The organism is Zhongshania sp. (assembly GCF_047636175.1).
In the GTDB taxonomy this organism is placed as follows: Bacteria; Pseudomonadota; Gammaproteobacteria; order Pseudomonadales; family Spongiibacteraceae; genus Spongiibacter.
In genome coordinates, this window is the sequence record NZ_JBLIKC010000001.1 from 36,982 (window position 1) to 62,510 (window position 25,529).

Annotated in this window: 23 protein-coding genes; 17 read left to right on the forward strand and 6 right to left on the reverse strand. The window is 49.7% G+C overall.

Features of this window, described 5'->3' with window-relative positions; all coding sequences use genetic code 11:
- Position 1: 1 nt before the first annotated feature.
- Entirely contained in the window at positions 2-556 is a 555-nt protein-coding gene (locus ACI955_RS00170; RefSeq protein ID WP_415241716.1) for a glutathione peroxidase, read from the reverse strand.
- 247 nt (positions 557-803) lie between these two features.
- Here ACI955_RS00170 and ACI955_RS00175 point away from each other — a divergent pair, with 247 nt between their 5' ends.
- The 3 genes from ACI955_RS00175 to ACI955_RS00185 all read left to right on the forward strand — a co-directional run bounded on the left by ACI955_RS00175 (position 804) and on the right by ACI955_RS00185 (position 4,602).
- Positions 804-2,288, forward strand: a complete 1,485-nt coding sequence (locus ACI955_RS00175; protein ID WP_415241717.1) for an exonuclease domain-containing protein — start codon at positions 804-806, stop codon at positions 2,286-2,288.
- A 114-nt stretch (positions 2,289-2,402) separates the two neighbouring features.
- Positions 2,403-3,581: a pyridoxal-phosphate-dependent aminotransferase family protein gene (locus ACI955_RS00180; protein ID WP_415241718.1), complete on the forward strand. Its 1,179-nt coding sequence runs from the start codon at positions 2,403-2,405 to the stop codon at positions 3,579-3,581.
- A gap of 178 nt (positions 3,582-3,759) precedes the next feature.
- On the forward strand, positions 3,760-4,602 hold the full coding sequence (locus tag ACI955_RS00185) for an HDOD domain-containing protein (RefSeq protein ID WP_415241719.1): 843 nt from the start codon (positions 3,760-3,762) through the stop codon (positions 4,600-4,602).
- Positions 4,603-4,793: 191 nt separating this feature from the next.
- Here the strand turns inward: ACI955_RS00185 and ACI955_RS00190 are convergent, their stop codons facing one another.
- From ACI955_RS00190 to ACI955_RS00205, 4 genes are read right to left on the reverse strand one after another with little or no spacing between them, the layout of a single operon-like run.
- Complete coding sequence (locus ACI955_RS00190) at positions 4,794-5,555, reverse strand: YciK family oxidoreductase (protein ID WP_415241720.1); 762 nt, start codon at positions 5,553-5,555, stop codon at positions 4,794-4,796.
- A gap of 15 nt (positions 5,556-5,570) precedes the next feature.
- Positions 5,571-6,236: an HAD-IA family hydrolase gene (locus ACI955_RS00195; protein ID WP_415241721.1), complete on the reverse strand. Its 666-nt coding sequence runs from the start codon at positions 6,234-6,236 to the stop codon at positions 5,571-5,573.
- The gene (gene ubiG / locus ACI955_RS00200) at positions 6,236-6,967 is read right to left on the reverse strand and encodes a bifunctional 2-polyprenyl-6-hydroxyphenol methylase/3-demethylubiquinol 3-O-methyltransferase UbiG (protein ID WP_415241722.1); all 732 of its coding nucleotides are present in this window, start codon (positions 6,965-6,967) and stop codon (positions 6,236-6,238) included. Before ubiG ends, ACI955_RS00195 begins: the two co-directional genes overlap by 1 nt.
- 1 nt (position 6,968) lies before the next feature.
- The gene (locus ACI955_RS00205; RefSeq protein ID WP_415241723.1) at positions 6,969-8,297 is read right to left on the reverse strand and encodes a TRZ/ATZ family hydrolase; all 1,329 of its coding nucleotides are present in this window, start codon (positions 8,295-8,297) and stop codon (positions 6,969-6,971) included.
- Between the two features lie 272 nt (positions 8,298-8,569).
- Here ACI955_RS00205 and gyrA point away from each other — a divergent pair, with 272 nt between their 5' ends.
- The 14 genes from gyrA (at position 8,570) to ACI955_RS00275 (ending at position 24,944) form a co-directional block, all read left to right on the forward strand.
- A complete protein-coding gene (gene gyrA / locus ACI955_RS00210; RefSeq protein ID WP_415241724.1) occupies positions 8,570-11,227 on the forward strand; it encodes a DNA gyrase subunit A in 2,658 nt (885 codons plus the stop codon).
- A 105-nt stretch (positions 11,228-11,332) separates the two neighbouring features.
- Complete coding sequence (serC, locus tag ACI955_RS00215; protein ID WP_415241725.1) at positions 11,333-12,412, forward strand: 3-phosphoserine/phosphohydroxythreonine transaminase; 1,080 nt, start codon at positions 11,333-11,335, stop codon at positions 12,410-12,412.
- A gap of 4 nt (positions 12,413-12,416) precedes the next feature.
- The gene (gene pheA, locus ACI955_RS00220; protein WP_415241726.1) at positions 12,417-13,562 is read left to right on the forward strand and encodes a prephenate dehydratase; all 1,146 of its coding nucleotides are present in this window, start codon (positions 12,417-12,419) and stop codon (positions 13,560-13,562) included.
- 33 nt (positions 13,563-13,595) lie between these two features.
- Positions 13,596-14,711: a histidinol-phosphate transaminase gene (gene hisC, locus ACI955_RS00225; protein WP_415241727.1), complete on the forward strand. Its 1,116-nt coding sequence runs from the start codon at positions 13,596-13,598 to the stop codon at positions 14,709-14,711.
- Positions 14,704-15,600 carry a prephenate dehydrogenase/arogenate dehydrogenase family protein gene (locus ACI955_RS00230; protein ID WP_415241728.1) on the forward strand — a complete coding sequence of 299 codons (897 nt, stop codon included), beginning with the start codon at positions 14,704-14,706 and terminating at the stop codon, positions 15,598-15,600. Before hisC ends, ACI955_RS00230 begins: the two co-directional genes overlap by 8 nt.
- Positions 15,601-15,638: 38 nt before the next feature.
- Entirely contained in the window at positions 15,639-16,940 is a 1,302-nt protein-coding gene (gene aroA, locus ACI955_RS00235; protein WP_415241729.1) for a 3-phosphoshikimate 1-carboxyvinyltransferase, read from the forward strand.
- Positions 16,941-16,945: 5 nt separating this feature from the next.
- Complete coding sequence (gene cmk / locus ACI955_RS00240) at positions 16,946-17,638, forward strand: (d)CMP kinase (RefSeq protein WP_415241730.1); 693 nt, start codon at positions 16,946-16,948, stop codon at positions 17,636-17,638.
- A 138-nt stretch (positions 17,639-17,776) separates the two neighbouring features.
- A complete protein-coding gene (rpsA, locus tag ACI955_RS00245) occupies positions 17,777-19,456 on the forward strand; it encodes a 30S ribosomal protein S1 (RefSeq protein WP_415241731.1) in 1,680 nt (559 codons plus the stop codon).
- Between the two features lie 119 nt (positions 19,457-19,575).
- Entirely contained in the window at positions 19,576-19,872 is a 297-nt protein-coding gene (ihfB, locus tag ACI955_RS00250; RefSeq protein ID WP_103685775.1) for an integration host factor subunit beta, read from the forward strand.
- A gap of 76 nt (positions 19,873-19,948) precedes the next feature.
- Positions 19,949-20,242, forward strand: a complete 294-nt coding sequence (locus ACI955_RS00255) for a LapA family protein (protein WP_368376418.1) — start codon at positions 19,949-19,951, stop codon at positions 20,240-20,242.
- A 6-nt stretch (positions 20,243-20,248) separates the two neighbouring features.
- Positions 20,249-21,445 (forward strand): lipopolysaccharide assembly protein LapB, encoded by a 1,197-nt coding sequence (locus ACI955_RS00260; protein WP_415241732.1) that lies wholly within the window; start codon positions 20,249-20,251, stop codon positions 21,443-21,445.
- Positions 21,446-21,454: 9 nt separating this feature from the next.
- Entirely contained in the window at positions 21,455-22,156 is a 702-nt protein-coding gene (gene pyrF / locus ACI955_RS00265; protein ID WP_415241733.1) for an orotidine-5'-phosphate decarboxylase, read from the forward strand.
- 42 nt (positions 22,157-22,198) lie between these two features.
- Positions 22,199-23,170, forward strand: a complete 972-nt coding sequence (locus ACI955_RS00270) for a DHH family phosphoesterase (protein ID WP_415241734.1) — start codon at positions 22,199-22,201, stop codon at positions 23,168-23,170.
- A 1-nt stretch (position 23,171) separates the two neighbouring features.
- On the forward strand, positions 23,172-24,944 hold the full coding sequence (locus ACI955_RS00275; RefSeq protein WP_415241735.1) for an SLC13 family permease: 1,773 nt from the start codon (positions 23,172-23,174) through the stop codon (positions 24,942-24,944).
- A gap of 13 nt (positions 24,945-24,957) precedes the next feature.
- Here ACI955_RS00275 and ACI955_RS00280 read toward each other — a convergent pair whose 3' ends face one another.
- A complete protein-coding gene (locus tag ACI955_RS00280; protein ID WP_415241736.1) occupies positions 24,958-25,332 on the reverse strand; it encodes a hypothetical protein in 375 nt (124 codons plus the stop codon).
- Between the last annotated feature and the right edge of the window lie 197 nt (positions 25,333-25,529).

Genomic DNA, 25,529 nt, shown 5'->3' on the forward strand with positions numbered 1-25,529 from the left:
ATTAAAGCCGTGTTGTTATTGCGTCGCGCAATGAGCTCGCATCCGGCGTTGTCATAGAGTTGAAGCTTTCTGACTGACCTGTAGCGGGATCGAATACATATTTATAAAAATTCCATTTGGGGGCAGTGCCACTGGTATCTGCGACTAGTTTAAGCAGTGGGTCAGGGGTATCGCATTTAATACAGGATTTGTGAAAGACAGGAAAACTGACCCCGTAATTGGCGTGGCAGACTTTTGAGATTTTTTTGGCGTCATCGTATTCTTGGCCACCAAAGTCTGCAGTGGGTACACCGAGTACTAATAGGCCCTGATCTTTAAATTCCTTATACAAGGCTTCTAAGCCTTCGAATTGTGGTGCGAATCCGCACATACTAGCGGTATTTACCACGAGCACTACTTTTGCACTTTTTACAGTTTCACATAAATCGAGAGTGCCTGCTTCCAAGGTGGGGCGAGTTTGCTTTAAGTTTTCTGGACATTGCCAGTTGCTGTCAGTGGCTTTTGCCATCGACGTCAGTGCAATACAGAGAAGTAGAAAAGTCGAAATTTGGCGCATAACTAAAGCTCCGTTTTTTGATTTTGAACAGTAAATCGCAGTGTAGGTCTTTCCATTCTGCATTTTCTGATGCCGCAGGGAGTGATTTTAACTGCACCAACACGGCTGTCGCCATCACTGGTTGTTTCAATGCTGGTGAGTGTCCCTATGATTACTCATAATAGCCCTTTATTACGCTGCTGAAGGGGGATTAGATGCTTGGTTCGCTGGTTTGTAGAGAGCATGGTCATCAATCCCGGAGTTTTTAATGCTGAACGGTGTACTTTTTGCCTTGGTGGATCTTGAAACAACAGGCGGGCAACCCGCCCATGATGAAATTATGGAGGTCGCAGTTCGCCTAGTTGGTGATAGTGTCGACTCTAGCTGGCAGTCGCTGCTTAATCCTCGTTGTGCGGTGCCCAGTTTTATTCAGGGTCTGACTGGTATTTCTCCGTCAATACTTAAAGATAAACCGACGTTTAATGCTGTGCAAGCCGAGCTTTGGACTTATCTCGATAATGCGGTGTTAGTTGCCCATAACGCGCGCTTTGACGCGGGTTTTTTGCGGGTAAATTATTCGCGGGTTGGTCGCGAGTATCAACCGCAGGTGTTGTGTACTTTAAAGCTGGCGCGGGTTTTATATCCAGACTGGCCGAAACACGGCTTAGAGGCTATTTGTCATCGTATTGGTTTTTACTCGGAGGTGCATCACCGCGCCATGGCCGATGTAGATGCCATGAAGGCGTTTCTTGATTACGCGCGAGCGGACAGGGGCGAGGCGGTTTTTAATTTTGAGGTCGGCTTACAACTGGGTTTGCCGGTGCTGCCACCATCTATTTCTCAAAAGGATATTGATGCTATTCCATGTCAGCCGGGTATTTATCGCTTACTCGGTGAGACTGGGGAGTTGCTGTATTTAGGGAGTGCTGAATCCCTACAAGAACAGGTGCTCAGCCATTTCACCAATAGTACTGAAGATAGTAAAGCGACTAAGCTGGCGCGCAGGGTGTGCGGCGTTCAATGGCAGATGCTGTCGGGAGCGCTGTCTGCCGGGCTTTATTTAAGTCGCGCCTTGCGCGCTGAACAGCCAGAAATGCAGCGCCGTGCGAAGGCCACAGGTAGACCTTGCTGCGTGCGCTTTATTGAAGGTGATAATGGTGGCATGCAGCTGCGTTTGCGTTCTGGCCTGCCTGCCAATATTACTATGACCCAAGAGTCTCTCGCTGTCTTTCGTGACCGCAAACACGCTAAAACCCGTATTTTGGCGCTTGCTGCAGAGTCTGGTGTGTGTCTTGTGCAGCTGGGTGTGCTGGCGGATGGCGAGAGCTGCGAGTGCAGCGCCTGTATCATAAGCGGTGGTATGCCGGTGTGCCTACAAGGACTGACGGGTGTCGAGCTAGCAGACTTTAATCTGCGAGCCAAGGCGGCGTTTGCTGCCTACCTTTATGTATCTTGGCCGTTTGACGAGCCAGTATTGATTTATGAGCAAAATGAATCTGGCTTCGGTGAATGGCATCTAATTCATGATTGGCGGCATTACGGCAGCTATAGTTGGGACGCTAATCTTCAGCGCTTATCGGAACAAGCCAAAAGTGAAGCCGACGTGCCAGTGCCAATAGACTTGCAAGAGGCTCGTCTCCGGTGTGAGCAAGTTAAAGATTTTCAGTATGAGCATTACCGCCTACTGCGCGGATTTATAGATCACTTTGAATGTCTGCCGCTATCTGAGTTTGCCGCTAGTAAGGCGCTATGAATGGGGTTTCTAACACTGCGCAGTATTCAGGTATAATCGCCCTCAACTTTATTGGCCCTGTTTAATATTGCTGCGTTTATTTGGGCCCCTGCGGCAGATTTGTGAGCTTTTATTATGGTAATTTCTTCTTTTCATCCCCCAGTTCGTACCTTGATGGGCCCGGGTCCTTCCGATGTGCACCCTCGTATCCTTGATGCCCTTGGGCGGCCAACCTTGGGTCATCTCGACCCTTTGTTTATTGGAATGATGGATGAGACAAAAACGCTGCTTAAATATGCGTTTCAAACCAGCAACGAACTGACCCTGCCGATTTCGGCGCCGGGTTCTGCCGGTATGGAAGCCTGTTTTGTAAACCTTATTGAGCCTGGCGATAAAGTGCTGGTCTGCGTCAATGGGGTGTTTGGCACTCGAATGATTGAAAACGCCACGCGTTGTGGTGCCACGGCAATACGCCTTGATTTCCCTTGGGGAACAGCAGTTGATCCAGTTGCGGTTGAAGCGGTGTTAAAAGAGCATGACGACATTAAGATTTTGGCGTTTGTTCACGCCGAAACCTCTACCGGTGCGCTTAGTGATGCGCAGACGCTTTGTGGTTTGGCTAAAAAATATCAGGTCTTGAGTATCGTTGACGCAGTCACGTCGATGGGTGGTGTGCCATTGCTGGTTGATGAATGGGGGGCGGACGCGGCGTATTCGGGTAGCCAGAAGTGTTTGTCTTGCACTCCAGGTTTGTCGCCGGTCACCTTTAGTGACGCTGCGGTGGCAGTAATAAAAACGCGTAAACATCCAGTTCAAAGCTGGTTTTTAGATATGAATCTTATCTTGGGCTACTGGGGCGAAGGCGGCAAGCGAGCTTATCATCACACGGCTCCAGTGAACGCACTTTACGGTTTGCACGAATCATTGGTGATGTTGCAGGAAGAGGGCTTAGAAAATGCTTGGCAGCGTCACGCGGCGATGCACACTGCATTGGCTGCGGGTTTAGACTCTTTAGGGATTCAATTTGTGGTGCCGGCAGGGCAGCGCCTGCCGCAGCTCAATACTATTTATATTCCTGAGGGTATTGATGACGCAAAAACACGTCAATATCTGCTAGCCAATTATGACTTGGAAATTGGCGCTGGCCTAGGTGTTCTCGCTGGTAAAGTATGGCGAATTGGTTTGATGGGATATAGCGCAAGAATGGAAAACATCACTTTGCTGCTGACTGCTCTGGCTGCGGCAATGAGCGAGCAGGGATATAGTTGCGATGCTGCAAGCGCGATTGCAGCTGCGCAAGCGACGGTTGCTTAAATTTTGACTTAGGGCTTTACCCTCTTTAAGGCGCTTGTCAAAAGCGCTGTTGAGAAGTGCTGAGGTGATATTGATCTGCCTCGGTATTTTTGCGTTCAGCGCATAAGTATTTTTAGCACTGATGACTTGGTGTTTCTTCTGCTAATCTCTCATTACGTGCATTAGTGAGCGAAGAGATGTGTCATTAAGTAACCCCTTAATCGAACAGGTTAGGCTTGATTTGTTGGCGGCGATTGAGAGCGACTCGATTGTTCTGCCGACTTTACCTGAAGTAGCATTAGAAATTCGACAAGCGGCTATCGACCCCGATGTTAATGTCGGAATGCTGGCAACCATTATCGAAAATGATAGCTCTATCGCAACCCGAATTTTACGTATTTCCAATAGCTCATTATTGAGGGGCTTTCAGCCTATTCACGACGTTAAGTCGGCGATCGGTCGAATCGGTCTTGGCTATACAAGTACATTGGTCACAACCTTGGCGATGCAGCAGATATTTTTGTCGACTAAAGAAGCGCTTAATCAGCGAATGCGTGCCATTTGGGTGCATAGCACCGATGTGGCAGCGATTTGTAATACCCTTGCTAAGTCGCAGAGCCACCTTAAACCAGAAATGGCGACCCTAGCGGGTATTGTTCATCAGGTGGGCACCTTGCCGGTACTGAATTACGCCGTTGGCAGGGGCTTTTTACGGGATCATCCCGATTTGCTTGATCAAATCTTAATTAGCCTGAGTCCCGAGATCGGGAGTCGTATTCTCGAGGCTTGGGGGTTCGCCGAAGAGTTGGTGATTGTACCCCTGCAGCATATGGATTTTGACCGTGAAGCACCTAAGGGCGATTATGTGGATTTGGTGACGGTGGCTAATTTACATAGCTATTTAGGTGCAGAGCATCCGCTGGCAAGCGTGGATTGGTCGACTGTTAGTGCATTTGAGCGCCTAGGCTTGCCAGTGACGCCTGACGAGAGCGAAGGCTACCGGCAGCAAATTGAAGCCATGCAGGGTGCGCTGCGGGATTAAGCCGTTTTAAGTGTTGATGCTATTAAAGAGTGCCCCAGTTCGGGGTAGGCGAGCTCATTGCTGGGGGCTATACATTTGTTTGGAAGGCGCTCTCGCTATTCTTTTCAGCTAACTCTACTCAGAGGGTGCTTGCAGATGTTCGCAGTGCTAAAACGGAAGGGCGCCCTAATTAAGGCGCGTAAAATCTGATATCACTTAGCTTGCGCGTCAAACTGCTGGCCGTTTACCGCAAGACTGTCTTCGCTCATTAAATAAAGGTATAGCGGCATAATAGCGTCTGGAAGCGGGTTGTCTTGCGGGTTCTCACCGGGGTAAGCGGTGCGTCGCATGCCGGTTTGGGTAGCGCCGGGGTTTATGCTGTTGACGCGGGTTTTGTATAGGTCGAACTCTTCATCGGCTAGGACTTGCATCATTCCTTCGGTGCCAAATTTTGACACCGCATAAGCTCCCCAGAAAGCCCGGCCTTTGCGACCAACGCCGGAGGACGTCAGAATGACGGACGCGTTTGGTGCCGCTGCAAGCATTGGTAATAATGCTTGGGTCATCATAAATGGCGCCGTTAAATTAACGTGTAAGACATCATCCCAGCTTTCTACGTTGGTTTGCGCCAAGGTTCTGCGCTGTCCGAGTATGCTGGCGTTGTGCAGTAATCCATCGAGGTGTCCGAACTCGCGTTCAATGGTATTTGCCAGGTCTTCGTAATCTTTCATTACCGCACCGCGCAGATGTAGCGGATATATTGCGGCTTGGGGACAGCCAGCGGCTTCAATTTCGTCGTAAATCGCTTCGAGTTTATCGGTGGTGCGGCCCAGTAGAATGACGGTAGCGCCATGTTGGGCATAGCTCAGTGCTGCGGCGCGGCCGATGCCGTCGCCGGCTCCAGTAACTAGAATAATTTTGCCCTGCAGGCATTTTGGGCCGGCGATAAAGTCTTGCGGGAGCGTTAAAGGCACGTCGGATCCTCAGGTTTATGACTGCTGTAATCGACTAATCAGTGGAATGAGGTCGGTGGGGGTGTCAACAATAAAGCTCGCGCCCCAGTTGTCGGCACTATCGTCTCGTGAAATATAGCCGTAACGGCAGGCAACGGTGCGCATACTCGCGTTGTGGCCGGCCTCGATATCGCGCCGGTGATCACCCACGTAGATGGTATTCGCTGGCCGGCAGTCGAGTTCTTTGCAGGCCAAATAAATGGGTTCTGGGTGGGGCTTGCTGTGCGTTACATGTTCTGGACAAATGGTCGTGCCGCAGCGCGCCGATAGTTGCATGGCGGCCAGCAAGGGTTCGGTATAGCGCGAGGGCTTATTGGTGACGATGCCCCACTTTAAATTCAGTGACTCAATATGAATGAGCACCTCTGCCATACCGGGGAATAGGGTGGTACTTATCGACACTTGGGCTAGATATCGATCGAGAAATTCACTCAGTAATAGAGCAAAGTCATCGCTTTCTTGGGCTTGGTCAAACCCCAGGCCAACCACCGCGCGGGCGCCATCTGAAACGCATTGGCGCACGGCGTCGTAGCTTTGCTGCGGACGCTTGTGTTCGTCGAGCATGCCGTTTAACACCGCAGTGAAGTCTGTGGCTGTATCGAGCAGCGTGCCGTCTAGGTCAAATAATACTGCGTGTAGCATCAGAGCGGCTTCTTTACGTGAATCATATAATTTACGTCAACATCATTATCGTTTAAGCGATATTTGCGGAGTAATGGATTGTACGTAAGGCCGGTCATGTGCTGCATCTGCAAGCCAGCATCACGAATCCAATTGCCTAATTCAGCGGGCCGAATAAAGCGGCTAAAGTCGTGAGTACCTTTGGGAAGCATTTTGAGTAAATATTCGGCGCCGACTATCGCAAAAACAAAGGCTTTGGGGTTGCGATTGATGGTCGAGAAGTAAAGGTCGCCGCCTGGTTTACACAGGGCCGCGCAGGCGCGGATAACAGACGAGGGGTCCGGGACGTGTTCCAGCATTTCCAAGCAGGTGACGATGTCGTAAGTGCCGGCTTCATTTTCTGCAAGTTCTTCGGCGGTCGTTTGAGCGTACTCAACTTCCGCGCCGGATTCTAGCTGATGCAGGCGTGCGACGCTGAGGGGGGCTTCGCCCATATCAACGCCTTTGACACTTGCGCCACGCTGAAACATTGATTCTGACAAAATGCCGCCACCGCAGCCAATATCCACCACGCGGCGGTCTGCCAGCGGTGAACGCTCGTCTATGTAATTTACACGCAGTGGATTGATGTCGTGTAGGGGTTTGAAGTCGCTATTGCGATCCCACCAGCGATGGGCCAACTCTTCAAATTTTGCAATTTCTGCCGGATCAACATTACTTCTGGTAGGCGTCTGCGATTCTGCTTGCTGCATTTTATTCTCCGCTAATTCTTGAGCGCCAGAGTTCTGCTCGAGCAATAATGTCTCGGCGGTCTAGCGTAGTTAGTTCGCCATTATCCAGCACCTTGCGGCCCATTATCCAGCTATAGCGAACCTGATGGCTGATATTGGTGTAGACCAGTTGAGATATCGGGTTGTAAACCGGCTGCTGTTCTACGTCTGATAAGTCGATGGCGATCAGATCTGCTTGCTTGCCAACTTCTAAGCTGCCCACTAAATGATCAATGCCTAGAGCTTTTGCGCCATTTAATGTTGCCATAGTGAGTGCGTAGTGGTCGGGTAGTGCGCTGGCATCACCGGCTACGATCTTGCCCAGCAGCGCCGCGCTGCGCATTTCGCTAAATAGATCGAGATCGTTATTGCTGGCGGCGCCGTCGGTGCCAATAGCAATGTTAATGCCGGCCTTGCGCATTTTTTCAACAGGCGAAAACCCGCTGGCTAATTTCATATTAGATTCTGGGCAATGCACTGCGTGGCAGCCGTAATTAGCAAGCGTTTTAATATCATCATCATTTAATGCGGCAAGATGCACGCATTGCGTTTTGGGCCCCAATAAACCGAGTTCAGCCAAGCGCTGTATCGGCCGCTTGCCTGACTGGGCGACGGCATCGTCAATCTCTTGCTGGGTTTCGTGCAGGTGAATCTGAATGGCGGCATCGGCTTCGGCGGCGAGGGTGGCCACGCGTTGCATGGTCTCATCGCCGACGGTATAGGGAGCGTGAGGTCCAAATGCGACGGTGATTAACTTGCTGTGTTTAAGCTCGTCTCGCAGGGCAAGACCTTTGCGTAAATAGTCGTCAGGGCCGCTACCCCAGGCACAGGGGAAATCGAATATAGGAAAGCTGAGCTGGGCACGAATGCCGGCTTTGCGGATGACCGTCGCGGCGGCCTCAGGGAAAAAATACATATCACTAAATGTGGTGGTGCCACTGCGAAGCATTTCGGCAATGGCGAGTTCACAGCCGTCGCGAACAAAGGCGGCGTCTACCCAGCGGCCTTCCGCCGGCCAGATATGGTCATTCAGCCAAGTATATAATGGTTTGTCATCGGCCATGCCGCGAAACAAACTCATTGCGGCGTGACCGTGGGCGTTGATGAGGCCCGGCATAAGTACATGGTTGTCTAGCCGCAGGATCTCGCTGGCTTCTAAACGCTCAGCCTCATCTGCCGGTAATAGAGCATAAATTTCGCCGTTGCGAATGGCTAGGGCATGGTCTGTAAGCGGCGTGCAGTTGGGCGCGACGGGAATAATCCAGCGAGCAAATATCAGGGTGTCGACGGGGTGTTGGCTTTGGGCAGGCATGGGGCTGTCCGTATCTATTTACACAAAGCCGCAAGTATACCTGTTAACGAGCCCGCTGTGGGTTGATTTCTTGCCTTAGCACATTGATTTGCGGCGATTTTGAGCTGTCTACAGGCTTTGGATTTATGCTATGATCGCCCCTTTATTTTCCGCTTAGATTAGCTGCGCCGTCAGCGAAGACGGTGGCAGTGGTCAGTTAAATACCGGATTAGGCCGATTTCGAGGCGACACTGCCACGTAACGACTATCCATAATAAGGAATTACCCCGTTCATGGCTGATTTAGCTAAAGAGATTCTGCCGGTAAACATTGAGGACGAGCTCAAACAGTCCTACCTTGATTATGCAATGAGCGTCATCGTAGGTCGGGCGCTGCCCGATGTCCGAGATGGTCTAAAGCCTGTTCATCGCCGCGTATTGTTCGCTATGAGCGAGCTAGGTAACGACTGGAATAAAGGATATAAGAAATCCGCCCGTGTGGTTGGTGATGTTATCGGTAAATATCATCCCCACGGTGATTCTGCGGTCTATGACACCATCGTTAGGATGGCGCAGCCCTTTTCTTTGCGCTATATGCTGGTCGACGGTCAGGGTAACTTCGGTTCTATTGATGGCGATAACGCGGCGGCTATGCGTTATACCGAAATTCGTATGCGCAAAATTGCCCACGAAATTCTTGCCGATCTCGACAAAGAGACTGTCGATTGGGTGCCTAACTACGACGGCACAGAGCAAATCCCCGCGGTTATGCCAACCAAAATTCCCGCACTGTTAATTAATGGCTCGTCGGGTATTGCCGTGGGTATGGCGACGAACATCCCGCCGCATAATTTGACCGAAGTCATTAGCGGTTGTTTGGCTTTGTTGGATGATCCAGATATTACTGTTGATCAGCTGATGGAGCACATTCCTGGCCCTGATTTCCCAACGGCAGCGATTATTAATGGCCGCGCCGGCATTGTTGAAGCTTATAGAACGGGTCGAGGCCGTATTTACATTCGGGCTCGGGCTGAAGTAATTGTCGACGAAAAGACCCATCGCGAGACCATTCTTATCCATGAGCTGCCTTATCAGGTAAACAAGGCGCGGTTGATCGAAAAAATCGCCGAGCTCGTAAAGGAGAAGAAGATCGAAGGTATTTCTGAGCTGCGTGACGAATCTGATAAAGATGGAATGCGCGTGGTGATCGAAATGAAGCGCGGTGAAAGCGGCGAAGTGATCCTGAATAATTTGTACGCGCAAACCCAGCTGCAAAACGTATTTGGTATCAATATTGTGGCCTTGGTAGATAACCAGCCGCGTATTTTGAACCTCAAACAGCTGATTGAATATTTTATTCGTCACCGCCGTGAAGTTGTTACTCGTCGTACTGTGTATCTTCTGCGTAAGGCCCGCGAGCGCGGTCACGTGTTGGAAGGATTGGCGATTGCGATCTCCAATATTGACGAAATCATCACAATGATTAAAGCCTCGGCAACCACCGTGGAAGCCAGAGAGAGTTTGATCTCGCGGCCTTGGAAGTTGGGTGACGTCGCCGGCATGCTGGAGCGCGCCGGGGAAAATGCGTGCCGCCCAGATGAGCTTGAAGATCAATACGGCATGCGCGATGGTCAGTATTATCTGTCGCCAGTGCAGGTGCAGGCGATTCTTGATTTGCGCTTGCAAAAGCTGACGGGTCTTGAGCACGAGAAATTATTGGGCGAGTATCAAGAGCGCCTATTAGAAATTGCTGAATACCTAAATATTTTGGCAAATCCTGATGTTCTGATCGCCGTTATCCGTGGTGAGTTAGAGCAAGTGGTTGCCGATTACGGCGACGAACGTCGCAGTGAGATCGTGGCCTCGCAGCTCGATCTTAATCACGAAGATTTGATTCCAGAAGAAGACCGTGTCGTTACCATTTCTAATGGTGGGTACGCCAAGTCTCAGCCCTTGGATACCTATCAGGCCCAGCGTCGCGGTGGTATGGGTAAGTCGGCGACGTCGGTAAAAGATGAAGATTTTGTTGAGCATTTGTTAGTGGTGAATACCCATACCACCATTTTGTGTTTCAGTAATATTGGTAAAGTGTATTGGCTGCGTGCTTACCAGATTCCTGTTGCAGGTCGCAATGCTCGCGGTCGGCCAATGGTTAATTTATTGCCCTTGGATGCGAATGAACGTATTACTTCCATTCTGCCGGTCAATGAATACACCGAAGGCTTTTTCATCTTTATGGCAACAGGCCTTGGCACGGTTAAAAAGACGCCTTTGCAAGCCTTTTCTCGCCAGCGCAGTGTGGGTTTGCGGGCAATAGAATTAGATGAGGGCGACGTCCTTATTGGCACTGCCATAACCAACGGTGAAAATGATATTTTACTGCTGACCAGCGCCGGTAAAGCGGCTCGATTCGCGGAGCGAGATGTGCGCGCCATGGGCCGAACCGCTCGCGGTGTGCGCGGTATTCGTATGGACGAAGGTCAGCGTGCAATTTCCATGATCATTCCGCAAGAAGGTGGTCGGGTGCTGACCGTTTCGGCGAATGGCTATGGTAAGCGGACTCTGGTTGATGATTTTCCTGCCAAAGGTCGCGGTAACCGCGGTGTGATCGCGATGGCCATGAGTGAACGCAATGGTTCATTGGTAGGTGCTGTTCAGGTTTTTGAAGGTGATGACCTGATGCTGATCAGTGATCAAGGTACGCTGGTAAGGACGCGTACTGATGAAGTGTCGATCCTGAGTCGTAATACCCAAGGTGTTCGAGTTATTCGTTTGAAAGAAGACGAGCATTTGGTAGGCGTTCAGCGTGTTGACGAAGAAGACGAGAAATTGTTGGAGGGCGAGGAAGATACAGAGTCAGCGTCATCAGAAGACGTGATTGCCGGCGAAGCCGCCGCAAGCACTGATGGCGATGATACTGCAGCGCCAGCGGACGATAGCGGCGAGGAGTAAGTCGTGCTCTGTTTTGCTGATATCTATAGCTAAGTAAAATAGGTAACGGCGCCGCTGGCGCCGTTTATTTTTTTATTCTTTAATCTTTCGGAGTGGCGATTCAATATGGCGCGTCGTTTTAATTTTTGTGCAGGCCCGGCTTCAATTCCTGAATCAGTGTTAAAAGAAGCAAGTGAGCAACTGCTAGATTGGCAGGACCGGGGTGTGTCGGTCATGGAAATGAGTCATCGCTCCGATGAAATGGTTGGTATTGCCAAAGAGGCAGAGGCTGATTTGCGTGAACTGATGGGCATTCCCGACAATTACTCAGTCTTGTTTTTACAAGGTGGTGCCAGTAGTCAATTTGCTGCTGTGCCGCTAAACCTGATGGGTGAGGGCAAGGTTGTTGATTACGTCAACACCGGTGAGTGGTCTAAAAAAGCAATTAAAGAAGCTAAGCGCTACGCCACTGTTAATGTGGTGGCCTCTTCTGAAGACACTAACTTCTCTACGATTCCCGCCTTTGAAAGTTGGAAGTTAAGCGAAGATGCGGCGTATTTGCATTACACACCCAATGAAACGATTGGCGGTCTCGAGTTTTTCTGGACGCCTGAGAGTGAAGTGCCTTTGGTTGCCGATATGTCATCGACGATTTTGTCGCGGCCTGTTGATGTGAGTAAATTCGGCGTTATTTACGCCGGTGCTCAAAAGAATATCGGTCCTGCCGGTTTGACCATTGTTATTGTTCGCAACGATTTGCTGGGTAAGGCGAGTCCGATTATACCGGCCATGATGGATTATAAAACGGCTGCCGATAACGATTCTATGTACAACACGCCACCAACGTGGGCGTGGTATTTGGCCGGTTTAGTCTTTAAGTGGCTCAAGGCGAAAGGTGGCCTAGAGGCAATGGAAGTCATCAACCGGCGTAAAGCTAAAAAGTTGTATAGCTACATTGATGACAGTGGTTTTTACACCAATCCAGTGGAAGTTGCCAGCCGCTCATTGATGAATATCACCTTCGTTTTGGCTGACGCCGGTTTGGATAAGATGTTTCTTGCTGGTGCAGAAGAGGCTGGTTTGCTGAATCTGAAAGGGCATCGTTCTGTGGGTGGTATGCGGGCCAGCGTTTATAACGCGGTGCCGGAAGAAGCCGTAGACGCCTTGATTACCTACATGAAAGATTTTGCACAACAACACGGCTGAGTTTATGAGCGAATCCAACACGCCGCCGGTAAATCTTGATGATTTACGTCAAAGCATCGATAGCATCGATACGCAGATTCACGATCTGCTCAATCGTCGTGCCAGCTGCGCCAAGCAGGTGGCCGAGGTTAAGTTGCGGGAGTTTGCCGCGGCGCGGCAGTTTGAATCTAATGCTGATAGTAGTAGCTCGCAGCAATTATTGTTTTATCGTCCCGAGCGTGAAGCACAGGTGCTGTCGCGAGTGAAGGCGGCAAATAAAGGCCCCCTAGCCGATGACACTGTAGCGTTTATTTTTCGCGAAATTATGTCGGCGTGCTTGGCCTTAGAAAAGCCCATGGAAGTTGCTTACTTGGGACCGCTGGGTACATTCAGTCAAGCTGCGGCGCTAAAGCATTTTGGCCATGCTGTGGTTAGTGTTCCGCAATCATCAATCGATGAAGTGTTTTTAAAAGTTGCCAATGGTCAGTGTCATTACGGCGTGGTGCCGGTAGAGAACTCCACCGAAGGCATGGTTTCTAACACCTTAGATGCCTTTATTAATTCTCCACTGAAGATTTGTGGTGAGCTGGAATTGCGTATTCGCCTGAACTTGTTGGTGGGTAAAGGCGGTAAAGATACACCGATAACCCGTATCTGCGCGCATCAGCAAGCATTGGCGCAGAGTCGCAAGTGGTTGGATGCACATTTCCCCGGAGTGGAGCGCGCAGCGGTTAGCAGCAACGGCGAAGCCGCGCGGATGGCGGCAGAAGAAGAAGGTGTTGCCGCAGTTGCTGGAGATATGGCTGAGCAGCAGTACAGCTTATTGCAATTGGCGGCGAATATTGAAGATCAGCCGGACAATACCACGCGCTTTTTAATTATTGGTCGCGAAGATGTGGCTGCCAGCGGAAGTGATAAAACTTCTTTGGTGGTCTCTGCGCGTAATCGTCCTGGCGCCTTGTTTAAGTTGCTAGAACCGTTTCAAAAAGCAAACGTGATGCTCACGCGTATCGATACGCGACCATCGCGCACCGAGCCGTGGACCTATGTCTTCTTTATCGAATTTGAAGGTCATCGCGACGATAGTAAAATTATTGATATTCTCAATGATATTGAGCAGCATTCCATTATGTTTAAGGTGTTGGGTTCTTATCCCAAGGCGGCTATTTAGCAATGTTGTTGGGTTTAAAGTGAGGGCAAGTAAGTGACGTGTGATGTGTTTGCGCTGGCAAATGTTGGCGTTCAGGGTTTGCATCCCTATCAACCTGGTAAACCTATTGAAGAGTTACAGCGTGAGTTGGGCTTGGATAATGTCGTTAAACTGGCGAGTAACGAGAACCCGTTGGGACCGTCGTCAGTGGCGATGGCTGCTGCCCAGACTGCATTAAAACAAATGCACCTTTACCCCGACGCTAGCGGTTTTGAACTCAAGAAAAAGCTCGCCGCAAAATTGGGAGTTACCGCAAAGCAATTTACGCTTGGTAATGGCTCCAATGATGTCCTCGATCTAATTGCTCGTACTTTTTTAAGTGCGGGTAGTTCCGCCGTATTTTCGCAACACGCTTTTATTGTCTATCCTATTGCGGTCCAAGCTGCGGGCGCTCGCGCTATTATTACGCCAGCTAAAAATTGGGGACATGACTTAGTCGCGATGGCAGCGGCTATCGAGCCTGATACCAAAGTAGTTTTTATTGCCAACCCGAATAACCCTACCGGAAATTATCTTGATAGCGACGCTGTTAGTGCGTTTTTGGCTAAGGTCCCCGAGCGTGTAATTGTGGTGCTTGATGAGGCCTACGTCGAATTCGCCGAGGTTGACGATTTTCCCGATGGTTTAGGCTTTCTGGCTCAATACCCCAATGTTATTGTGACTCGTACGTTTTCAAAGGCCTATGGCTTAGCCGGGCTGCGGATTGGTTATGGGATAAGTAGTCCGGAAATTACCGATTTGCTAAACCGTGTGCGGGCACCTTTCAATGTCAATATTCCCGCCATGTCAGCAGCGCTTGCAGTGCTAGATGATCACGATTATTTACGCCGTAGTCGGCAGGTGAATAGTGCCGGTATGGCGCAGTTGTGCGCTGGTTTTAATGAACTAGGTTTGGCGTATATTCCCTCAGTAGGTAATTTTGTAGCAGTGGAGCTACCCTGTGATGCCCTGCCGGTTTACCAAGCGCTTTTGCGTGAGGGCGTTATCGTCAGGCCGGTCGGCGTTTATCAAATGCCGAAACATTTGCGAGTTTCAATTGGTTTGGAACATGAAAATGCTCGATTTCTCATTGCCCTGCGCAAGTCAATAGATGAGGGCTGTCTTGATTAATAAGCTGACCATTATCGGCCTCGGCCTTATGGGTGGGTCTTTGGCCAAGGCACTCAAGGCCCAAGGTGCAGTTGGTGAAGTTGTCGCCACGGGGCGGCGCACTGAATCACTTGAGCGCGGTTTGCAGCTAGGGGTAATCGATTCCTACACGCTTGATATGGCCGAGGCGGTTGCCGGTGCTGACGTAGTGGTGATCGCCACGCCGACTCTGGTCGCCGAAAAAGTTATGGCGGAATTGGCGCCATTGATGACGCCGAATATGGTGGTCACCGATGTTGCGAGTGTGAAAGGTAATATTCAGCGGGCGGCGGAAGGAATTTTTGGTCAGGTGCCGCCTAATTTTGTGCTTGGTCATCCCATTGCGGGTTCCGAGCAAAGCGGCGTTGAGGCGTCGGCAGTCGACTTATTTCTCGATCATCGGGTGATATTAACGCCCTTGGCAAATACGTCTGATTCGGCCTTGTCTCTCATTCAGGCAATGTGGGAGGCCTGTGGGGCAGAAGTGGTGTGTATGGACGTTGCAGAGCACGATGCCGTGCTCGCCGCCACCAGCCATCTTCCCCACGTTCTTGCTTACACCTTGGTGGACGCGCTGGCGCAGAATGGCGCTGCGGCCGATATTTTTAAATTTGCGGCGGGCGGTTTTCGGGACTTTACGCGCATTGCGTCTAGTGACCCGACTATGTGGCACGACATTGCTTTGGCGAATCGCGATGCAATATTGCAAGGTATTGATGCGTTTAGCTCGCATTTAGATCTGGTTCGCAAAGCGATTGCAGACGGTGACGGCGATGCTATTTTTGCAAGCTTCGATCGCGCTAAGCACGCTCGTGATGAACATTTTTTGGGGCAGTATCTCACCCGTGAAAAAAAGTCTCCGTCATCGTAAATTCCTATCCTTCTGATTAAATTAAAGAGACTCTTATTGTGGATTTTCTGTTGCAAGCCGGTGGTCAAATGCGCGGTACAGCCCGTGTCCCTGGCGATAAATCAATCTCACATCGCTCTATTATGTTGGGCGCGATTGCTGACGGCGTGACTACCGTAGACGGCTTTCTTGAGGGTGATGATGCCTTGTCTACGCTCAATGCCCTGCGGGCAATGGGTGTGGAGATTGAAGGTCCGGAAAATGGTCGTGTTGTCATTCATGGTGTGGGGCGCGACGGCCTTAAAGCGCCGGTCGGCGAGCTGTACGTCGGCAATTCCGGTACCTCGATGCGCCTGTTGGCAGGCTTGTTGGCTGGGCAAAAATTTGATGTGACGATGACAGGTGATGTGTCATTGAGTAAACGCCCGATGGAGCGTGTGGCCAAGCCGCTGCGAGAAATGGGAGCGCTGGTAGAAACCGCAGAGGGCGGTCGTCCACCGCTGACCCTGCGTGGAGGTCGATCGTTGAAGGCGATTGATTATGTGTTGCCGATGGCAAGTGCTCAGGTGAAGTCCTGCGTTTTGCTTGCAGGTTTGTATGCCGATGGTGAAACTACTACTACCGAGCCTGCGCCAACCCGTGATCATAGTGAGCGTATGCTGCGTGGCTTTGGTTATCAGGTTGAGGTCGATGGCCCGGTAGCGAAGCTAAAAGGGGGCGGTCGGCTAAGCGCTGTTCATATTGATGTTCCCGCTGATATTTCTTCGGCGGCATTCTTTATGGTGGCGGCGAGTATTACCCCTAATGCCGATTTAACCTTGGAGCACGTGGGTATTAATCCTACCCGAGTTGGTGTGATTAATATTTTGCGCGCCATGGGTGGTGATATCACCGTATTCAATGAGCGGGAAGTGGGCGGCGAACCGGTTGCCGATATCCGTATTTGTCATGCCCAGCTCAACGGTATCAATATTCCAGAAGATCAAGTGCCTTTAGCTATTGATGAGTTTCCGGTACTGTTTGTGGCTGCTGCCTGCGCAAAAGGTCAAACAGTACTTACCGGCGCCGAAGAGTTGCGGGTTAAGGAAAGTGATCGTATCCAGGTGATGGCAGATGGTTTGCAAGCCATGGGCATCAGTGCGGTGCCAACAGAGGATGGCATAGTGATACAGGGCGGACAAATTACCGGTGCAACGATAGACAGTCATCACGATCATCGTATTGCGATGTCGTTTGCGGTGGCCTCGCTGCGCGCTAGCGACCCGATTCGAGTGCGGGGTTGCGATAATGTGGCAACCTCTTTCCCTAACTTTGTGAGCTTGGCTGCCGGTCTGGGTATGAATATAGAAGTGCAGGAATGAGTGAGATGAATTTAACCGCAGCGGCGGTTATTGCAATAGATGGTCCCAGTGGTTCTGGTAAGGGCACGCTATGTCAAAAATTAGCGAGACATCTGGGTTGGCATTTGTTAGATAGCGGCGCGCTGTATCGCCTAGTGGGTATGGCGGCCGATAAGCATGGATTTGCGCTTGATGACGAAGCCGCCATAGCTAAGCTGGCGGCACATTTAGATGTTGAATTTGTTGCTGGTGAAGTGGGTGAGCCAACCAGCGTGCTATTGGAGGGCGTGGATGTTAGCGGTGATTTGCGCACGGAAAACACCGGCATGTTGGCGTCAAAAGTCGCAGTATTGCCAGCGGTACGCAGTGCTTTATTGGGTCGTCAACGAGATTTTGCTCAGGCCCCAGGGTTGGTTGCCGATGGCCGTGACATGGGCACAGTTGTTTTTACCCATGCTGCGGTCAAGATATTCTTAACCGCAAGTGCCGAGGAACGGGCCGAACGGCGTTACAATCAGTTGAAATCAAAGGGTGATGATGTTAATCTCGCGACCCTTTTAGTGGAGATACGCGCGCGTGACAAGCGTGATTCCGAGCGCGAATTGGCTCCATTAAAGCCCGCAGACGACGCTGTGCAGATTGATAGCAGTGGTTTGGGGATAGAAGAAGTGTTTAACCGAGTATTGGCGCAAGTTAATGCTCGACTTGTTAGCCCTTAAAACAGGCTAGCCAAAAACCGTCGCAAACAGCGCAAATACCAGCTGGCGTTGTATTGAGGCAATATGAATTGACCCGTGTAAGCTGGATATACGGCGATACGGTGGCGTTGCCACTACTAAATACTCAGGTAATGACTAATGAGCGAGAGCTTTGCTGATCTATTTGAAGAAAGTTTAAAAACCATTGATATGAAACCCGGTTCAATCGTAACCGGCGTTGTTATCGATATCGACAGTGATTGGGTTACCGTTCACGCTGGGCTGAAATCAGAGGGTGTTATTCCTCGCGAGCAGTTCCTGAATGAGAACGGTGAATTGAATCTGGCTATCGGTGACGAAGTTCAGGTTGCTCTGGAGTCGGTAGAAGACGGCTTCGGTGAGACCAAACTGTCACGTGAGAAGGCCAAGCGCGCTGAAGCGTGGACTACCCTTGAAGCAGCGTATGAAGCTGAAGAAACGGTTGTCGGTATCATTAACGGCAAGGTTAAAGGTGGTTTTACTGTCGACATCAACAGTATCCGTGCCTTCCTGCCCGGTTCACTGGTTGACGTTCGTCCGGTTCGCGATACTGCGCACCTAGAAGGCAAAGAGCTTGAATTCAAGGTCATTAAACTGGACCAGAAACGCAACAACGTTGTTGTTTCTCGTCGCGCCGTTCTTGAGAGCGTAAACAGCGAAGAGCGCGAAGCGCTGCTGGAATCGTTACAAGAAGGTATGGTTGTTAAAGGTATCGTTAAAAATCTGACCGACTACGGTGCTTTCGTAGATCTGGGTGGTATCGACGGCCTGTTGCACATCACCGATATGGCTTGGAAGCGTATTAAGCACCCAAGTGAAATCGTTGAAGTGGGTCAAGAAATTGACGTGCGTATTCTTAAGTTCGACCGCGAGCGCAATCGTGTATCGCTAGGTCTGAAACAACTTGGTGAAGATCCTTGGGTTGCTATCAAAGCACGTTACCCAGAGAACTCACGTGTTAAAGCTAAGGTTACTAACCTAACTGACTACGGCTGCTTCGCTGAGATTGAAGAAGGTGTTGAAGGTCTGGTTCACGTTTCTGAAATGGATTGGACAAACAAAAACATTCACCCATCTAAAGTCGTTCAAGTTGGCGATGAGGTGGAAGTGATGATTTTGGATATCGACGAAGAACGTCGTCGTATTTCTCTTGGTATTAAACAGTGCCAGCAGAACCCGTGGGATGCATTTGGTGGTCAGTTCACTAAAGGTGACAAGATTAAAGGCGCTATCAAGTCTATTACTGACTTCGGTATCTTCATTGGTCTAGATGGCAACATCGACGGTCTGGTTCACTTGTCAGATATTTCTTGGAACGAAACCGGCGAAGAAGCCGTGCGTAAGTTCAAGAAAGGTGACGAGATCGAGACTGTGATTTTGTCGATTGACCCCGAGCGTGAGCGTATTTCTTTAGGTGTTAAACAGCTTGAAGACGACCCGTTCTCTAACTACGTCGCTGAAAATGACAAAGGCGCTATTGTTAATGGCGTTGTTAAAGAAGTTGATGCAAAAGCCGCAATCGTTGTGCTGAGTGAAGAAGTTGAAGGCGTGCTAAAAGCGTCTGAAATCAGCCGTGACAAAGTGGAAGATGCGCGTAATGTCTTGAAAGTGGGCGATGCTGTTGAAGTTAAGATCATCAGTGTAGATCGGAAAAATCGCGCCATGACCTTGTCTATTAAAGCCAAGGACTTTGACGACGAGAAAGAAGCCGTTAAGTCACTACGTGAGAAAGAAGTCGAAGCGGCAGCTCCTGCAACTATCGGCGACTTGATCAAAGCTCAGATGGAAAATAAAGACTAAGGTCTTTGTCTGGGTTATAGTTACGGGCATTTAGTTGTACTAAATGCCCGTAACTATCTGGCTTATATGCAAAAAAATGCTAAGCTAGGCTTGATTGTTGGAAACAACTGGAACAAGCAATGACCAAATCTGAATTAATAGAATTGATTACCGAACGTCAGCCTCAGCTGTCTCATAAGGACGTTGAATTGGCAGTTAAAACCATGATCGAACATATGTCGACGGTTTTGGCTACCGGTGATCGCATAGAGATTCGAGGGTTTGGTAGCTTTTCTCTGCATTACCGTGAACCCCGAATGGGGCGCAATCCCAAGACAGGTGAAACTGTGGAGTTGCCCGGTAAATATGTGCCACATTTTAAGCCCGGTAAAGAGTTGCGTGAACGTGTAAATTTGAGCCTGCAGTCAGGCACGTAGCTTTCGCAGCTACTAGCGTTATGATGACAGAAACGGTATGGTCACTGATCATGCCGTTTTTTTTTGGAAAGGTTAGATGCGTCTGATCCGCTCAATTTTAGTATTGTTATTACTGCTCCTCGTCTTAGCTGTTGGGCTATTGTTTACTATTCAAAATGACGTGCTGGTGCCTTTGAATGTGCTGGTTGCTGAGCTTCCTGCTCAACGTCTGTCGACTTGGATTATATTGTCCTTCTTCCTTGGTGGTCTTGCCGGATTGGCTGCTAGCTCCCTTGTTATTTTGCGCTTGCAGGCTTCGCGGCTCCGCTCTCGTCGTCTTTTGAATGCTCAGAAAGCCAAGTTCGAAAGAAGCAAGCTGACAGGTAGCTAGCTTGGAATGAGTGGGGAACTAGTTCAACTATTATTAATTCTTGTGGCAGTGGCCAGCGCCTGGTTGCTTGGGTATTGGTATCGCCCGAGAAAGGACCGCAGCAGTAATAGCAATGAAAGCTCCTATTACAAGGGCTTGAATTATTTGCTTGGCGAGCAAGCCGATGCCGCTGTTATGACTGTGATCAACGAATTGCCAGTCAATATAGAAACGCTTCCCACTCATTTGTCGTTAGGCAATTTAATGCGCAGTAAGGGTGAGGTTGATGGCGCAATTCGTATTCATCAAAATTTATTGTCACGACCCAGTTTACCCAAAGATAAGCTGTATCAAGTTCACCTTGAGCTTGCCAGAGATTATATATCCGCGGGTTTGCTAGATCGGGCTGAGCGTCTGCTTCGCGATGTTGTCGATGAATCAGCAATGTATCGCGCCGATGCATTAGCGCTTTTGCAAAACATCTATCAGAGTGAAAAAGAGTGGGATCAAGCGATCGCAGTGGCGCACTTACGTTTGCCCCAGCGTAGCTGGCTTAAAAAGTCGGTGGCCCCCAGTGCGGGAGAGCAGGCAGTAAAGTGTTCCTTAAGCCATTACCACTGCCAGAAAGCGCAGCCCTTGCTTGCCAATAATGATACTAGGGCGGCCGCTAAAGAATTGCAGCTCGCGCGCCACTTTGATGCAGGTAACGTCCGTGCGTATTTATTATTGGCAGGCCTAGAAATAACTCGAAATAATTCACTGCAGGCTTTAAATCTTCTGCAGTCAGTGATTGAGCATCAGCCGGTATTTGCCAGTGAGGTACTACCCCTTTTTCGTGAGGCCTTTGCAGGGCTTAGTAATAAAACCGCGTACTTAGATGCGCTGCAACGTATGTCAGCTAAGGCTGATAGCACCGCGTTTATTATTGAGTGTGCGATGGTCATTGCGGAGCGCGAGGGTCAGAAATCGGCAGTGGCTTATTTGTATGATGCCGCGATGCAACGTCCGACATTAGGATTATTGTCAGCGGTGCTTGAGCGGTCAGGCGGTGAGCATCAGCAAAGTCTCGCCTTAGTTCGGCAATTATTGGATTTGCTTAAGGTAGAGCGGCCGACGTATCGCTGCCGGCATTGCGGTTTTTCTGGGCAAAAGCTGCACTGGCTGTGTCCCAGCTGTGAGCAGTGGGGTACCATTGCGCCACTACGTGGAATCCACGGTGATTGAAGTAAGATTATGATTAAGAAACCGCCGCTAATTATAGCGCTAGACTTTGCTGTGCGCTCAGAACTTGATGCCTTGGTAGACAAGCTTGATCCATCCCTATGTCGCTTGAAAGTGGGCAAAGAGCTTTTTACCTTATATGGACCGGAGGTGGTGCGAGACCTGCAACGCCGTGATTTTGAGGTTTTTTTAGATTTAAAATTTCACGATATTCCCAATACTACTGCGGCGGCAGTGGCTGCTGCCGCAGACTTGGGCGTGTGGATGGTTAATGTTCATGCGTCTGGTGGTGGGAAGATGATGTCGGCCGCTAAGAACGCATTGCAGCCGTTTGGTAAAGATGCGCCGCTACTTATTGCCGTGACAGTATTAACATCAATGCACAGCGATGAGCTGATTAACATTGGAGTGCATGATAATGCGCTAGCACAAGTCAGCCGGTTAGCGATGTTGACGTCAGAATGTGGCTTGGATGGTGTGGTGTGCTCGGCGCAAGAAGTGTCGGTGTTACGAGGGTTAATCCCAGATAATTTCTTGCTGGTGACACCGGGCATTCGTCCGCAAGGCAGTGCCTTGGGTGACCAGCAACGAGTAGCAACGCCAACTGAGGCGATGACGATGGGCAGTAATTATCTGGTTATTGGTCGTCCTATTACTCGCAGTGAAGATCCTTTGGCGGCGTTGAAGCAGATTAATGCAACACTTGGTTATTGATTGCAGATCTAATAGATTTTTAAAAATAGGTAAATAAAATTAATGGTAGTGATTGATGTTTTTAATGGCGACGCAGATGGCTTGTGCGCCCTAGTTCAGTTGCGTAATGCGAACCCACAGGACAGCGTGCTTGTTACCGGTGTAAAACGCGATATTAATTTACTTGACCGTGTTACGGCGCAAGCCGGTGACCAAGTGACCGTGCTCGATGTGTCTCTGGATAAAAATCGTGATGGCTTAAGCGCGGTATTAAAAGCCGGTGCCGAAGTGGTTTATATTGATCACCACTTCGCTGGTGAAATCCCTGAGCATAATAATTTAACGGTGAACATCAATCCGGCAGCAGATGTGTGCACCAGTCTACTAGTTAACGGTATGTTGAAGGGGCAGTTTGCTGAGTGGGCAGTGGTCGGTGCATTTGGCGACAACCTTCGCAACAGTGCAATGGCGCTTGCTAAAACCCTAGCGTTAAGTGATGGCGAATTGCAGCAGCTAGAAAACTTGGGTATCTACCTCAATTATAATGGTTACGGCGCCAGTATTGATGACCTTCATTTTGACCCCGCTGAATTGTATCGTCGCATTGCGTCATTTGCGAGTCCGCGTCAATTTATGAAAGAGGCCGCGGATACTTTTTCACAATTGGAAGAGGGTTATATCAACGATATGCGCGCGGCGAGTCAATTGCCGTCGGTGCATTGTGATCAGATAAGTGCCGTATTTATACTTCCTGATGAGCGCTGGGCAAGGCGTGTTAGTGGTGTCTACAGTAATGATCTGGCTAACGATTTCCCCGATCGTGCGCACGCAGTGCTGACAGAGAAAAATAATGGTAACTATCTTGTAAGTATTCGGGCGCCGCTAAATAATAAGCGTGGCGCTGATGAGTTTTGCCGGCAGTTTCCTACTGGCGGTGGCCGAGCCGCCGCAGCGGGTATTAATGATTTACCGCTGAGTTGCCTAAATGATTTTCTTGAGCGATTCCAAGAGTTTTTCCGGAGCTTGTCTGCATAAAATGTTTACTATCGACGCGTGGATCGCCCTTAGTGTTATTGCAGCGTGCCTGCTGACTTTAGTTTTTACCCGCCAGCCACCAGATATGATCTTGTGCGGTGGGGTCGTAGTGTTACTGCTGCTCGGAGTGTTGTCGCCTAAAGAAGCGTTAGCGGGTATGGCGAATGAGGGTATGGTCACCGTCGGGGTGCTGTTTATTATTGCCCAGGCGTTGTCGGAAACCGGTGTTGTCAGTTGGATTTCTTTGAATGTGCTGGGACGCCCTAAATCAGCGCGTATGGCGCAGTTTCGCCTGATGACGCCTGTGGCTATTTTTAGTTCGATCCTTAATAACACGCCCGTGGTGGCGATGATGATACCTGCGGTGCGGGACTGGGCTAAGCGTAATAATTTAGCTGTGTCGCAGCTGATGATTCCCCTGAGCTATGCTGCGATTGTCGGGGGTACCTGCACCTTAGTCGGTACCAGCACTAACTTGGTCGTCAATGGCATGATGCTGGATACGCTACCGGATCAATCTTTGGGGATGTTTGATTTGGCCTGGGTGGGTTTGCCCAGTGTTATTTTGGTGTTGGCGTTTACTATTTTTGCAAGTCGCTATTTGTTGCCAACTAGTAATGGTAACGCGGAGCGCTTTGGTGATACTCGGCAGTATATTGTCGAGATGCTGGTTGAGCCTTATAGTCCAATGATAGGTCAGTCGATAGAGCAAGCTGGGCTGCGGCAATTGCCGGCTATGTTCTTGATCGAGATTGTTCGCGATGATCGTCTCATGACAGTAGTGTCGCCAAAGGAAATTTTAATGTCGGGAGATCGTCTTATTTTTGCGGGTGATGTCCGCTCGGTTGTCGATCTTAAAAACTTCCATGGCCTTAGGTTGGCGGAAGATCAAGCCTTTAAACTTGGCGGCAACAATTTATCACGCTGTTTGGTTGAGGTGGTTATTTCCCCGAATTTCCCCTATTTAGGCAGTATTATTCGTGAGATGCGCTTCCGCAATAATTACGGTGCAGCGATTATAGCCATCTCTCGAAATGGCGAACAACTCAAAGGTCGAATTGGTGATCTGGAGTTGGAGCCTGGTGATACCTTATTGCTTGAAGCCTATGAGGATTTTGTTCCCAATCAGCGTTATTCGCGAGATTTTTTATTGGTAAGTGCCATTGAAAATTCGCGCCCCGTGCGTCATGAGCACCGCGGCCGCGCGGGTATAATCATGATCGCCATGGTGCTGGTGGTTGCTGTTGGCTGGTTGTCGATGCTCAAAGCCGCTTTTCTGGCGGCGGGGCTAATGGTTGCCACACGCTGTATTCGGGCGGTGGACGCGCGCCGAAGTGTGGATTGGCAAATTTTATTGGTAATTGCGGCTTCCATCGCCTTAGGTGGGTCCTTGGAATCAACCGGGGCAGCCGCAGTGATTGCCCAGCAAATCATTGGCTTAGCTGCGGGTTCACCCATAGCGACCCTGACGGCTATTTTCATCGTAACAACATTATTTTCTGCGGTCATTTCTAACTTGGCCGCGGCGGTGATTGTATTTCCAATTGCACTGGCAGCGAGTCACCAGCTCGATGTCAGTATGCTGCCGTTTGCGGTTACTTTAATGATGGCGGCGTCGGCAAGTTTTGCGACACCGATCGGCTACCAGACCAATCTCATGGTTTATGGTCCCGGGGATTACCGCTTCAGCGATTTCTTTAAAATGGGTATACCGCTGACCGTGATCGTTGGTGTGGTGACAATATCTATTGTGCCATTAGTCTGGCCTTTTTAAGGGCCAAACTGTTTTATTTGCAATCTCGTTCTGCCAGCTGTGACCATTGGTTTTGGCTGGTCAGTACATCCTTGTCGGCAATGACAATTTTGGTTTTACCTTCGGCAAAACCATTCGCTAGCAGAAATTCACACACTGATTTGGCATAGTTTTTAGCGTTGAAATGATCTTTTTCAATCGCAATCACTAAGCCGTTATGCTGCGTCCATATCGCATCGACATTCCCATTTTGGGCCCGCTCGAGAGCGCGCTCTATTTTCTTGTGACCATTGCTGAAGTTTGGACCTGCGTTGGCGGGCAGTATCACCAATGTGCTGATGAATAGCGCCATTGTAATGAGGGCTGAGTAAGTGGCACTTTCAGATTTCCAGAGGAATGTACTTCGCATTGATTATATCGCAGTGATAGTTAGGGTGGCCTGCAAAAGTATAGCTTAGTCGTCGAAGAAGTTGTGGGCGACGGTATTTAATCTGCTATTGAGGTCGCCCAATACTTTGAGACTAATTGAGACTAATTGAGTCTCATTAGATAGGGTGGGGCAGTCAACTTATGAAGATCTTTGTATTTGACTGTAATGCTGCAGTG